Below are 13,157 nucleotides of genomic sequence, written 5' to 3' on the forward strand. Positions count from 1 at the left end.
CGCGGGCCGGCCCGGCGTGGCAGGACCGGTGCCGGGCTCCGCCGGGCCCGCGCCGCTCCCCACCGGTACGCCGACCGCCGGCGGCCCGGTCCCGACACCGAGCGCGGGCGTCGCGACGCCACCCGCGAGCGCTGCCGTCAGCCCACCGGCGGGCAGTTCCGTCGACCAGCCGGCGGTGACCGAGGTGGCCGCCCCCCGTGACGCTCGCGGGATCCCGCTGGGGACGGCAGCCGGCGTGCTGCTGCTGGTCGCGCTCGGCGCGGGCGGTCTGCTGGCCGCACGGCGGCGGCGGACCGTCGAGCCGGATGACTGACCGGAGCACCCGCCGGGTGGAGAGGCCCGCCGGAGCGGACCGGGCAGGTTCGGTGGGACGGGCGACGCGCCTGCCCCGGGCGCTGCACCCCGGCGCGTGGTGGCTGTGGGCGCTCGGCCTGGCCACCGCGGCCAGCCACACCACCAACCCGTTGCCGCTGGGCCTGCTCGTCGCCGTCGCCGCGCTGGTGGTCGTCCGGCGGCGGGGAGACGCGCCGTGGGCGCTGGCATTCCGGATGTACCTGGTGCTCGGCGCGGTGATCGTGGCGATGCGGGTGCTGTTCCGGATCGTGTTCGGCGGCGGGCAGGGCGACCACGTGCTCGTCCGGCTTCCCGAGATCCCCCTGCCCGCGTGGGCGGCGGGAATCCGCCTGTTCGGGCCGGTCGCCGCCGAGCAGCTCCTCGGCGGGTTCTACGACGGGCTACGGCTGGCCACGATGCTGGTCTGCCTCGGCGCGGCGAACGCCCTGGCCAACCCGAAGCGGCTGCTCAAAGCCGTGCCCGGGGCCCTGTACGCGGTGGGCACCGCCGTGGTGGTGGCCCTGTCGGTCGCCCCGCAACTGGTCGAGAGCGTGCTGCGGGTCCGCCGGGCGCGGCGGCTGCGGGGTGCCTCCGGCCGGGGAGTACGGGCGTTGCGGGGCATCGCGCTGCCGGTGCTGGCCGACGCGCTGGACCGGTCGCTGGCACTGGCCGCGGCGATGGACTCCCGGGGTTACGGCCGCACCCCGGCGGTGCCGGCCGGGCAGCGCGCCGTCACCGGTGCGCTGGTGCTCGGCGGGCTGGTCGGCGTCTGCGCCGGCACGTACGGGCTGCTCGACGCCACCGGGCCCGCGTACCTGGGTCTGCCGATGCTCCTCGTCGGCCTGTCGACCGCCGTGGCCGGCATGCTGCTGGCCGGCCGTCGGGTGCGGCGCAGCCGCTACCGGCCGGACCACTGGCGGGGCGCGGAACTGCTCGTGGCCGGCTGCGGGGTGGGTGCCGCCGCGCTGACGGTACTGGCCGGTTCGGTCGATCCGGAGCTTCTCTATCCGCCGGTGAGCCCACTCACCTGGCCCGAGCTGACGCCGCTGACGCTGCTCGCCGTCGTGGTCGCGGCGGCACCGGCCTGGCTGGCGCCGCCTCCCGCGCCCGCAAGGACGTCCGCCGCGCGCACCGCCGGCCCGGCGACCGCACTCCGCGGTCCGGTCGACGCCGCGCCGGCGGACGGAGCGGGTCGGCTGGCGTCGTCGTCCCCCACGCAGGGAGGCCCTTCGTGATCGACTTCGACCGGGTGACCGTCCGTTACGCCGAGAGCGACCGCCCGACCCTGCGGGACGTGACGCTGCGCATCGACGAGGGTGAGCTCTGCCTGGTCGTCGGTCGCACCGGCACGGGCAAGTCCACGCTGCTGCGGGCGATCAACGGGCTGGTGCCGCACTTCACCGGCGGCACCCTGCACGGCAGCGTGACGGTCGACGGCCGGGACACCCGCCGTCATCCGCCGCGTGACCTCGCCGACGTCGTCGGCGTGGTCGGGCAGGATCCGCTGTCCGGGTTCGTCACCGACACCGTCGAGGAGGAGCTCGCCTACGGGATGGAGCAGCTCGCCCTGCCGGCGACGGTGATGCGCAAACGGGTCGAGGAGACCCTCGACCTGCTGGGCATCGCCGAGCTTCGCGACCGGCCGCTGCGGACGCTGTCCGGCGGGCAGCAGCAGCGCGTCGCCATCGGGTCGGTCCTCACCGCCCACCCGCGGGTGCTGGTGCTCGACGAGCCCACCTCCGCGCTGGACCCCACCGCGGCGGAGGACGTGCTCGCCGTGGTGACCCGGCTGGTGCACGACCTCGGCGTGACGGTGGTGCTGGCCGAGCACCGGCTGGAACGGGTCGTCCAGTACGCCGACCGGCTGCTCTACCTGCCCGGCGACGGTCGGGTGGTGGACGGGGAACCGGCCGCCGTGCTCGCCGACGTCGACATCGCACCACCGCTGGTCGAGCTGGGCCGTCTCGCCGGCTGGACGCCGCTGCCGCTGTCCGTACGCGATGCCCGCCGGCGGGCGGCCGCCCTGCGCCACCGGCTCGCCGACGCCGCCGTGCCGGCCGCGGCGACGGTCCCGGACGCGCCCCCCGTCCTGACGGCCCGCGACGTCGTCGTGCGCTACCCGGGGACGGTCGCCGTGGCCGGCGTCGACATGGACCTGTCTCCCGGGCGGATCGTGGCGTTGATGGGGCGCAACGGCTCCGGCAAGTCGAGCCTGCTCTGGGCGGTGCAGGGCAGCGGCCCCCGCCAGGGCGGGACCGTCGCCGTCGTCGGCGCGCAGGGCACCGTCGACCCGAAGGCCCTGCCGCCGGGCCGGGCCCGCCGGCATGTCGGTCTGGTCCCGCAGACCCCCGGTGACCTGCTGTACCTGGAGACGGTGGAGGCCGAGTGCGATCAGGCCGACCGGGAGACCGGAGCACCGGCCGGCACCTGTCGGGCGATGCTCGACGAGCTCACCCCGGGGCTACCCGCCGACCGGCACCCCCGCGACCTCTCCGAGGGGCAGCGGCTCGCGCTCGCGCTCGCCGTACAGCTCACCGCCGCCCCGCCGGTGGTCCTGCTCGACGAGCCGACCCGCGGCCTGGACTACCGCGCCAAGCGGCAGTTCACCGCCGTCGTCCGACGGCTGGCCGCCGACGGCCGGGCGGTGCTGATCGCGACGCACGACGTCGAGCTCGTCGCGGCCCTCGCCGACCAGGTCGTGGTGATGGCCGAGGGGGAGATCGTCGCCGCCGGCACCACGGCGGAGGTCATGCTCGCCTCGCCGGCGTTCGCCCCGCAGGTGGCCAAGGTCCTCGCCCCCGCGCCGTGGCTGACCGTGGAGCAGGTCGCGGCCGCACTGGCCACGACCGGGGAGCCGGGGTGAGCGTGCTGCGGGTCGCCCCGCGTACCGCTGTCGTGCTGGTCCTGGCCTCGGCCGCCGCACTGGCGACCTTCACCTGGCCGTTCTTCGTCCCCGCCCATCCCGAGAGCACCGCCCGCACGGGCGAGGCGCCGCTGGTGTTCCTGGTGGTGCTGCCGGTCCTCGTGGCGCTGGTGCTGGCCGAACTCAGCTCCGGCGGCATCGACAGCAAGGCGTTGGCGATGCTCGGGGTGCTCGCGGCCGTCAACGCCGCGCTGCGCCCGCTCGGCGCCGGCACCGCAGGCATCGAGACGGTGTTCTTCCTTCTCGTACTCGCCGGCCGGGTGTTCGGGCCCGGCTTCGGCTTCCTGCTCGGCTCGACGTCGCTGTTCGCCTCCGCGCTGCTCACCGCGGGGGTCGGGCCGTGGCTGCCGTTCCAGATGCTGGCCGCGTCCTGGATCGGTCTCGGCGCCGGCCTGCTACCGGCGAGGCTGCGGGGCCGGGCCGAGATCGCTGCCCTGGCCGGCTACGGCGTCCTCGCGGCCTACGGCTACGGACTGCTGATGAACCTGTGGTTCTGGCCGTTCAGCATCGGCGCGGACACCCAGCTCTCCTACGTCGCCGGAGCGCCACTGCTGGAGAACCTGCACCGCTTCGCCGTCTTCACGGCGGTCACCTCCACCTTCGGCTGGGACACCGGACGCGCGATCACCACCGCCGTGGCGATCGTCCTCGCCGGCCCCGCGGTGCTCGCCGCGCTGCGCCGCGCCGCACGGCGGGCCGCGTTCGACGCTCCGGTCACCTTCGCCGCGCCCGAACCACAGCCGGACCCACCTCGCACGGGTGGGGACGACCGGGCCGGTTCGTCCCGGCCGGTGGCCGGAACCGCGACCACCGACCGACCGGGCGACGTCCCCTGATGTGGTCCTAGACCGCGCGGGCCACGCAGATCCTGGCGTCGAGGCGGGGCCCCGCCTCGTAGAGCATGTACTCCACGCCGCCGTCGGTGCCGAACGTCGGCGAGGCCACCCGGCCGTTGTCCGACCCGATCGGCCGGTGGAACACGCCGAGGTGGACCTCCCGGTCGAAGTTGTTGCCGACCTCGGTCAGGTACATGTTGCCGCTGCTGCCGTGGTACGCGACGTACGCGGTGCCGTTGCGCTTCAACAGGTGCGGCGCGGAGATGTCGGTGAGCCCGTCGCCCGACGGCGACACCAGCGGGTTCGGGGAGAACTGCCAGCCGCTCCAGCCGTTCGGCGACCAGCCCCAGAAGATCTTCCGGGTGCCCGGCCGGATCGTGTGGGCGCCCATGAACACCATCACGTAGCGGTTTCCCTTGCCGGCCACCGAGTGCTCGAAGACCCGCGCGTACGAGGTCTCGGTCGTGTTGGGCACCAGGTTCGTCGACAGGATCGGCGTCTCGTTGGTGAAGCGGACGCCGTCGCTCGAGCGGGCGACCCGGGTCGTGTGGTTCTCGCCGTGGAAGTACAGGTAGAACTGCCGGGTCGGCGCGTCCCACACGACGTGCGGCGACGACACGTGGCTCACCGTCGTGGACGGCAGCACCCGGTCGACGACGGGATTGTTGGCGTACTCGGTGTAGGGGCCCTCGAGCCGGTTGGCGTAGGCGAGGCAGATCCCGCCGGGCGCGTCGTGCGGCGCGTAGTAGAGGTAGTAGCGGCCGAGAGCGCCGCTGATCTTGTCGTAGACCCCGCGCACGCACGGAAAGATGAACTCGCCGGTCGGGTTGTAACGCAACGGCCTGTCGAACGCGTCGCGCACGAACCGGTAGTTGGGGAAGCCGGCCGGTGCGGCGAGCGCCGGCGCGGAGGTCGCGGCAAGGCCGGCGCCGGTGGTCGCGGTCGCGACACCGGCGGCCGCCGCGCCACGCAGCAGCGTGCGTCGGGAGAAGGAGCCTTCCGGGGTACGCGTCATCGCGTTCCCTCCGTTCGTGGGGCGCGCCGACGGGGGCAGGGGGGTGCGGGCAGGCGTCACCCGACCCCGCGCTGAGCGACCGGACGGTGTGGACGCTCGGCGCGGAACGGGTTCGTTGGTCGATGAGTCTGCGCGCGCCGTCTCGGCGGCGTCAAGATGCTAATACGAATTAGCAAACGCTCCGGCGGGCCTTGGCCGCGCCGGCAGGCTCGGTCACCTGACGGGAGACCCACCGTCGACCGGGATGGTGTGGCCGTGGATGAAGGAGGCGTCGTCGCTCGCGAGGAAACAGACCGCCCGGGCCACCTCGTGGGGTTCGCCGTACCGGCCCGCGGGGGCCTGCATGGTCAGGTCGTAGAACGGGAAGTCGCTGGTGATCTCCGCGCCCTCGAACGCTGCGGTCTTGATGACGCCGGGCCCGATGCCCACGGCGCGGATGCCGCGGTGGCCGTAGTCGTAGGCGATCTGCTTGGTCAGCCCGATGACGCCGTGCTTGGCCGTGGTGTATTCGGCCCCGACCTCGCTGGCGACCAGACCGGAGGCCGACGAAACGTTGATCACGACGCCGCTGCCGCGCTCCAGCATGTGGGGAAGCACGGCCTTCGTCGCGAGGAAGACGCCCTTCAGGTCGACGGCCATGACGCGCTCCCACTGACTGGTCTCGATCTCGAGCAGCGGGAGGTAGGCGCCGAACACACCGGCGTTGTTCACCAGCACGTCGACGTGGCCGTACGCGTCGAGAGCGGCGCTCACCATGGCGTCGACCGAAGCCTCGTCGGTGACGTCCGCCGCCACCCCGGTCGCGTCTCCCCCGGCGTCGCGAATCCGCTCCACCGTCGCGTTGGCGCGTTCCAGGGAGAGGTCGGACACGACGATCTTCGCCCCCTCCTGGGCGAGCTCCACGCACATGGACTGGCCGAGACCGGAACCGACCTGCTCGGGGCTGTATCCGCCCCCCGTCACGAGCACGACCTTGTCGGTGAGTCCACGCACGATCCATCTCCCGTCCGTTTTCGACCACGCGGATTCAATCTAGTCCCGCGTCACAGACGGCCACCGGTTTTCCCCCGATGTCCCCGAGGATCGCCCGGCGGGCGGGTCGTGACGCACACGGTCGCCAGGTGTGCGTTCCCTCGCCCGACGGCCCCGGCACCCGCCCGGGTTCGGACGGGGTGCCGGAGCCTCGGTGGCGATCGCCTGGCCCGCGGTCACCGGCCCGGAGCGCGATCGCCCCGGGTTCCCGCAGGTCAGCCGAGCGGCGGGGCGGTCCAGGAGGATCGGATCAGCTCCCGCTCGGCGGCGGCGAGATGCGCGGTCGCGGCGAGCCAGGCCCACGCGTACCGGTCCGGGTCGGGATCGGTACGCCGGCCGAACGCGTCCCGGCCGCGCCGGTCGGACTCGTCGGCCAACGCAGTGGTGAGCGCGGCGGCGGTGGTGAAGCCGGCGCGGCGCAGCGGGCCGGCCAGGCCGGTGCCGTCGCCGCGGGCCGCCTCGGCGACGGCGCGGCGACCGCCCGAGACGGCCAACTCCACCAGCCGGCGGACCCGCCACAGCGGGGACTCCGCAACCGCGTCGGCGCCGACGGCCAGAACGGGTCCGGTCGTCTCCGCCGGGTCGCGCGGCGGCAGGTGGCCGCCCTGGAGCTCGTCGTAGCCGAGGTCCGCCCGGCCGTGCCACTCCGCCGGCAGCCGCAACGTGGCGGCGGCACCGGGCACCGGGCCGACCGCGAGCGGTCGCAGCGTGCTGGCCCGGTCCGGGTCCAGCCGGCCGACCACCCGGACCCGCAGGCCGGGCCGGGAGGCGAGCCGCCGCAGGTTGGCCACGTGGGCCAGCATCGGGTGGGAGTCGACCGGCACCAGCCGGATCAGCGGCCCGTCCGGCACCGGCGCCCGCTCGCCTCCTGCGTCGGTGGCGGGGTCCAGTTCGCGGGCCAGCACCTGGTCACCGACGGCGCCCACCACCATCAGGTCACCGCCGAACAGCGCGGTCCCCGCCCGGGCCGGGTCCTCCGGGTCGTCGGTGGCGAGTTGCGCGGTCACCACCTCGGCGAGCGGGCGGGCGAACAGTCGCGCCAGCGGCCCGGTGGACCAGTCGGCCCCGGTGAGCGGGGTGGCCCGGACCCCCTTACCGGCGCCGAGCCGGCCGTCCGGGGAGACGGTGGTGCCGGTGATCCGCAGGCCGCCACGGGCCAGTACCGCGTGGTTGACCGCGACCGCGCCCATCTCGGTGACCGCCCGGGCGCAGTCGCGTGCCCGGTCCGGACCGCCCGGTTTCACGTCGCCGAAGGAGAGCTGGCGCCCGTCGGCGGCGACCAGGTGGGTGACCACCCCGGCGTACCCGGTCGCGCTGATCACCGGTTCCCGGCAGACGCCGTACACCTCCAGGGTGCCGTCCGGCTGGTAGGCCCGCCGCAGGACGCCGACCAGCGCCGGGTCGGCGTCGCCGGCGGCCAGTCGGCCGGTGACGTACAGCAGGTCGTGCAGCACCTCGACCAGCTCGGCCAACCGGTGGCCGTTCTGCCGTCCCCGGTGTGCGCGCAGCCCACGTACCGTGCGCAGCGCGGCGCTCTCGGCCCGCGGCAGGCCGGCCAGCCGGGCGCCGTGGGCGGCCCGCAGCAGTTCGGCCTGGGGCACCGCCCCGGCCGCCGGCACGCCGGCCGCGAGCACCGCGGCGGCCGCCCGCCACAGCGCGCCGGCCGCGGCCCGCTGCGCCTTCGTCGGTGCCCCGCCGGCCGACTTCCTGGTACGCGCGGTCCGGCCGGACGCCGCGGCGGCGCTGTCCGACGCCGGGGACGCCGCGGCGGTGGACGCCGGATCGGGGTGGGCGGCCGGGTCGGCGACGGGGCAGGCGAGCAGGACGGCGGTGCGGTGCAGACAGCGGGGCGCCAGCAGGCAGCTGCACCGCGCCTGGTGCGGGTCGGTGACCGCGCCCGTCGCTCCGGGCGTCAGGGTGACCAGCGACTCCGGACCGCAGTCGACCGACACGCCGCCGTCGACCGGGCCGACCGGTACGCCGGCCAGCCGTTCGACGGCGGCGTCAAGCCGCCTGTGCAGCCGGGGTGGCAGGGCCGCCACCGCCGCGGCGGCGACCGCCGGCAGCACCGGCGGCAACCGGTCGGTGTCCACGGCGGTGGCTGTGCGGTCCGTCAACGTGATCCTCCGCGGATGCGGTCGCCCACCCAGCGGGCGAGTTCGAGCGGGCTGAGAGCGGCGACCGGCATCCCGGCCGCGACGAGCTGCTCGGCGACCGGCACCGAGTAGCAGGGCACTCCCCTGTCGTTCAGCGCGGCGCAGCCGAGCAGGTGCACGCCGGAACCGACCAGCGTGCGGACCTCGCCGAGCAGCCCGGCCAGCGCATAACCCTCCTCGAAGTCGCTGACCACCGCGACGATGGTGCGGCTCGGCACGGTCACCAGCGAGCGGGCGGCGGCCAGCCCGGCGGCGATGTGCGTACCGCCGCCGACGCGCACCTCCAGCAGCAGCGACAGCGGGTCGTCGACCCGGTCGGTCAGGTCGACCACCTCGGTGGAGAAGGCGAGGAAGTGGGTGGACAGGGTGGGCACCCCGGCCAGTACGGCGGCGGTCAACGCCGACCACACCACCGACGCCTCCATCGAGCCGGACACGTCGACCACCAGCACCAGCCGCCAGTCGGCCTCCTTGCGGGTGCGGCTGTTGAAGACCGGGCGTTGCGGCACCACCACCGTCCGGCCGTCGCCGAGCCGCTGGGTGTGCGCCAGGTTCGCCCGCAGCGTACGGGCCAGGTTGATCCGGCCACCGGGACGGCTGGTCGGACGCGGGTTGGTCAGCCCGGTCAGCGCCGGACGCACCTGGGTGGCGAGCTGCCTGGTCAGCTCCTCGACCAGCCGCCGTACCAGGGGCCGCAGCTTGGCCAACTGCCCCTCGGGCAGGCCACCGGCCAGCGACAGCACCGAGGTCAGCAGTTCCATCGAGGGGCGTACGGCGGCCGGGTCGAGTTCGGTGAGCACGTCGGTACGGCCGCTCTCGGCCGCCCGGGCGATGACCTCCTCGCGTACGGCGGTGCCGAACAGCGCCTCGAGTTCGTCGGCCCACTCGCGGGCGGTCGGGAAGGAGGCCTCCTGGCCGCCGCCGGCCGCCTGCCCGAGGTCGGTGGCGCCCTCGCCCTGGCCCGCCCCGTACAGCTCGTCCAGGGCGCGGGCGTAGCGGCGGGCGTCGGCCGGCAACCGGTCGGGCTGGCGGCCGAGCAACAGCCGCCACCGGTCGCTGGCGGTGAGCCGGGCGTCCGGGGTGTCCGGCCCGGGCGTGACATCGGCATCGGCGTCGACCTCGGTGGGGCCGGTCGGCGTGCCCGGGACGGGGAGGTGGCGGGCGAGCAGGGCGGCCCGGCCGGCCGCGTCGGCGGCGGCCCAGCGGGCCAGCAGCTCCGGCGGGGCGGACAGGCTCAGGTCGAGCCGGTCACCCAGCCGTTCGGTGACGGTGTGCAGCAGCCGGTCCCGGGCCGCCGGGGTGAGCACGTCGAACCCCCCGCGCAGCGCGGGCAGCCGGTCCAGGAAGTCGGCGTCGGGGAGCCGCTCGATCCGTTCCAGCAGCGGGTCCAGCGCGGCCGGGGCGGACTGCAACAGCGGGTGTGCCCCGGTGAGCAGGCCGCCGAGCAGCCGGTGCAGGTGCCGTCGGGTGTCCGGTCCTGTCGCCGCGTCGATCCAGCCGGCCACCCGGGTGCCCAGGGTCTCCAGGTCGGTCAGGTCGAGCAGCACCCGGGCGGCCAGGGCGGCGCCCTGGATCAGCGGCGCACCGGCGCGGGCCAGGTGGTCGAGGGCCTCGTCCAGGCGCAGCCCGATGCGGTCCTCGCCGGCCCGTACCGCGAGGTCGACCAGCGCGGCGGCGTCGGCCGGGGTGTCGCTGCCGGCCAGGCCAGGCAGCCCACGCACCGCCGCGTCCAGCAGCACGACGGCCAGCTCGGCCGCCCGGGCCCGGCCGTCGGCGGTGGTGCCGGGCAGGTGCTCGCGGCGCAGCGCCTCCAGCAGGTCCAGTGCGGCCAGCAGCTCCGGCAGCGTGCCGGTGCCCGGCAGCACCGTGGCGGCCAGGTCGAGCCGGTCGGTGACCAGCTCCGGCAGGTCGCACCGGGCGGCGTCGCGCAGCCCGGTGAGCAGCTGCGCGGCGGTGGGGCCACCGTCGGCGGCCTCCCGGCGGAACCGCTCCCGCAGGGTGCCGGCCGCAGCCAGCGCGGCGGTCACCCCGCGTACGCCGACCAGGTCCAGCCGGGCCGCCACGGACGGCGTCCAGGCCAGCTGCCAGCGGGTGGTCAGGGCGGCGCCGTCGCCGGTGCCGGACACCGCGACGGGCTCGCCGTAGCCGACGCCGCAGATCTGGAGGCGTTGCAGCAGGATCTCCCGCCGCCCGTCCAGGTCGGTGCGCAGCGGGTCCAGCCGCACCTCGCGGGCCTTGGGGCTGCCCGGGTCGGGCAGCCGCAGCGTGGCGAGTTCCGCCTCGACCGCCGGGCCGAGCCCGGAGCGCGGCGTGCCGGGGGCGATGCGGCCCCGTTCGGCGCCGACCAGCACGTTCTCCAGGGCCCTGGCCAGCGCCCGGCCGCGGCCGAGCAGTTCACCCTGGCCGAGCACGGTGGTCACCGCCTCCAGCACCTCGCCCCGGCCGGGGGCGGGCAGGTTCCGCAGCCGGGCCAGGTCGTCGGCGAGCCGTACCGTCTCGGTGGCCTCGCCGGTGCCGGCGGTGTGACCGGCCGCGCGGAGGTCCCGGCACACGTCGGTGACCGCCCGGGCGGCGGCGGCCCGGATCCGTTCCGGGTCGCCGGCGGCGGTGAAGACGGACTGCTGCCAGCGCGGGTCGCGGATCCCGGCCGGGTAGCCGGACCGGGAGTCGAGCAGGTCGAACGCGTACGGCACCAGCGAGGTGACCGCCGTGCCGCCGCCGTCGGTGGCGGCCGGTCCGGGCGGGGTCGTCACGGACCGGACCGGATCGGCCGGGGCGGTGCCGGGCCGGGTGGACGCGACGTCGACGGCGGCGGTCGACGGGGCGGCGACCAGGGCCGGGGCGTGGAAGGCGCCGACGACGGCGGCGACCCGCCGGCCGTCGACGCCGGCCTCGGCCAGTACCCGGCGCATGTGCCGCTCGCGGGCCAGGTCCCGGCCCGGTACGCCGTCGCGGTTGGCGCTGTCGGTACGCATCGCCCAGCCGACGCCGAGCGCGGCCCGGCGGACCGCCTCGGGCGGGCAGCCCGGGGCGCGCACCTCGACCACCCGGTCCCACAGGTCGTCGCCGTCGCGGCCGGTGCCGCTGGCGCTGAGCGCGGCGGCGTAGGACCGGCGCAGGCCGGGCACCGGCTCCCCCGCGTCCGGTGCGGGCTCGGCACCGGCGGCCGGCTCGGCACCGGCAGTCGGGTCGGGGTCGGCGGCGCCGGCGCTCCAGCCGGGGTCGGCCAGCGGCAGGTCGCAGCAGACCACCTCCACGCCGTGCTGCCGGGCCCAGCGGATCGCGGCCAGTTCCGGGGAGAAGTCGGCGAACGGGTAGAAGCCCATCGGCCCGTCCGCGCCGTGGCTGCCGACCAGGGCCAGCGGGGCCCGGGCGGCCGGATCGGACAGGTACGGCAGCCAGCGCTGGAAGTCGGCCGGCAGCTCGATGCAGACCACCTCGGCCCCGGCGGCGTCCAGCAGCGCCGGCACCACCGCCGCCAGCGCCGGGCTGTGGTGCCGCACCCCGATCAGGTACGGCCGCACCGAACCGGCGAGCGCGTCGACCACGGCGCGCGGATCGGCCGACGTCGCATCGGCCCTCGGCGGGTCGGCGGCCGGCGGGGCCGCACCGGGCGTCGTGCTGGAGAGGGTCGTCACCGCAGGCTCTCCCGCAGGTCCCAGAGCCGGCGCCACATCGCCGAGCCGTCCTCGGCGCGGCGACGGACCGGGCCGTCCCAGTAGCCGAGCAGCCGGGCGTGGTCGTTCTGGTCGTCCTTGCGGACCACGCCGAGCAGGTGCCCGGGCACCAGGTCGAGTGCCTCCCCGCCGGGCAGGTACGCGGCGGCCAGGCCGAGCGACACCGCCACCTGCACCGCCTCGGCGGTGGACATCACCGTGCCGGGCCGTTCCACGTCCCAGCCCTCGCCCGACCGGCCGGAACGCAGGTCGCGGAACACGGTGACCAGGGCGTCCAGCACCGCGTCGTCCACCGTGTACGCCGCGCCGGCGCGCTGCACGGCGGCGGTGGCCTGCTGGCGGACCAGGTCGGTCTCGACGTCCGCGTCGGAGATCGGGTGGATGGTCTCGAAGTTGAACCGGCGCTTGAGGGCCGAGGACATCTCCGACACGCCCCGGTCCCGCAGGTTGGCGGTGGCGATCACGGTGAACCCGGGCGTGGCGCGGATCAGCCCGTCCTCGGTGCCGGACAGCTCCGGCACGTTCATCCGCCGGTCGGACAGGATGGACACCAGCGCGTCCTGCACCTCGGGCAGGCAGCGGGTGACCTCCTCGATCCGGACCACCCGGCCGGTGCGCATCGCGGTCAGCACCGGCGAGTCGACAAGCGCCTGCGGGGTCGGACCCTGGGCGAGCAGCAGGGCGTAGTTCCAGCCGTACCGGAAGGCGTCCTCGGTGGTGCCGGCGGTGCCCTGCACGGTCAGCGCGCTGGTGCCGCAGACGGCGGCGGCCAGCAGCTCGGACAGCATGGACTTGGCGGTGCCGGGCTCGCCGACCAGCAGCAGGCCCCGCTCGCCGGCCAGGGTGACCACGCACCGCTCGACCAGGCTCCGCTCGCCGACGAACTTCGCCGGGATGGTCATGCTGGCCGGCAGTCCGGTGCCGTCCGCGCCGGTGCGCCGCTCGGCGGGCAGCTTCAACGCCTCGCCGTCGCTGCCCTGGATGAAGGTGACCACGGCGCGCGGGGTCAGCGCCCAGCCCGGCGGCCGGGCCCCGTCGTCGTACGCGGCCAGGAAGGCCAGCTCGTCGGCGTACCGCTGCTCGGCGGAGAGGACCTGGGCGGCGGTCTCCGGCGCCACGGTGGGGCGGACGTGTTCCGTCACGGTCACGGGCGTTCCTCGATCTCTTTCGGTTCGGATGGGGGTG

8 protein-coding genes and 1 pseudogene are annotated in these 13,157 nt (G+C 75.9%); 4 read left to right on the forward strand and 5 right to left on the reverse strand.

Annotation, left to right across the window (positions count from 1 at the left end; all coding sequences use genetic code 11):
* The 4 genes and pseudogenes from F6X68_RS34330 to F6X68_RS22915 all read left to right on the forward strand — a co-directional run.
* A pseudogene (locus F6X68_RS34330) lies at positions 1 to 313 on the forward strand (hypothetical protein); the annotation flags it as partial.
* The gene (locus tag F6X68_RS22905) at positions 306 to 1,568 is read left to right on the forward strand and encodes a CbiQ family ECF transporter T component (RefSeq protein ID WP_225852373.1); all 1,263 of its coding nucleotides are present in this window, start codon (positions 306 to 308) and stop codon (positions 1,566 to 1,568) included. The pseudogene F6X68_RS34330 and the gene F6X68_RS22905, both read left to right, overlap by 8 nt.
* Entirely contained in the window at positions 1,565 to 3,196 is a 1,632-nt protein-coding gene (locus F6X68_RS22910) for an ABC transporter ATP-binding protein (protein ID WP_151456214.1), read from the forward strand. Before F6X68_RS22905 ends, F6X68_RS22910 begins: the two co-directional genes overlap by 4 nt.
* A complete protein-coding gene (locus F6X68_RS22915; RefSeq protein ID WP_225852374.1) occupies positions 3,193 to 4,092 on the forward strand; it encodes an ECF transporter S component in 900 nt (299 codons plus the stop codon). Before F6X68_RS22910 ends, F6X68_RS22915 begins: the two co-directional genes overlap by 4 nt.
* Before the next feature lie 7 nt (positions 4,093 to 4,099).
* Here F6X68_RS22915 and F6X68_RS22920 read toward each other — a convergent pair whose 3' ends face one another.
* The 5 genes from F6X68_RS22920 to F6X68_RS22940 all read right to left on the reverse strand — a co-directional run bounded on the left by F6X68_RS22920 (position 4,100) and on the right by F6X68_RS22940 (position 13,120).
* Positions 4,100 to 5,107 (reverse strand): hypothetical protein, encoded by a 1,008-nt coding sequence (locus tag F6X68_RS22920; protein WP_151456215.1) that lies wholly within the window; start codon positions 5,105 to 5,107, stop codon positions 4,100 to 4,102.
* Positions 5,108 to 5,320: 213 nt separating this feature from the next.
* Positions 5,321 to 6,100 carry an SDR family NAD(P)-dependent oxidoreductase gene (locus F6X68_RS22925; RefSeq protein ID WP_151456216.1) on the reverse strand — a complete coding sequence of 260 codons (780 nt, stop codon included), beginning with the start codon at positions 6,098 to 6,100 and terminating at the stop codon, positions 5,321 to 5,323.
* Positions 6,101 to 6,354: 254 nt separating this feature from the next.
* On the reverse strand, positions 6,355 to 8,256 hold the full coding sequence (locus tag F6X68_RS22930; protein ID WP_225852375.1) for a hypothetical protein: 1,902 nt from the start codon (positions 8,254 to 8,256) through the stop codon (positions 6,355 to 6,357).
* Entirely contained in the window at positions 8,253 to 11,933 is a 3,681-nt protein-coding gene (locus F6X68_RS22935) for a DUF5682 family protein (RefSeq protein ID WP_151456217.1), read from the reverse strand. The genes F6X68_RS22930 and F6X68_RS22935 overlap by 4 nt, the downstream gene beginning before the upstream one ends.
* Positions 11,930 to 13,120 (reverse strand): AAA family ATPase, encoded by a 1,191-nt coding sequence (locus tag F6X68_RS22940; RefSeq protein WP_192581506.1) that lies wholly within the window; start codon positions 13,118 to 13,120, stop codon positions 11,930 to 11,932. The genes F6X68_RS22935 and F6X68_RS22940 overlap by 4 nt, the downstream gene beginning before the upstream one ends.
* Between the last annotated feature and the right edge of the window lie 37 nt (positions 13,121 to 13,157).

It is taken from the genome of Micromonospora sp. AMSO12t, assembly GCF_008806585.1.
In the GTDB taxonomy this organism is placed as follows: domain Bacteria; phylum Actinomycetota; class Actinomycetes; order Mycobacteriales; family Micromonosporaceae; genus Micromonospora; species Micromonospora reichwaldensis.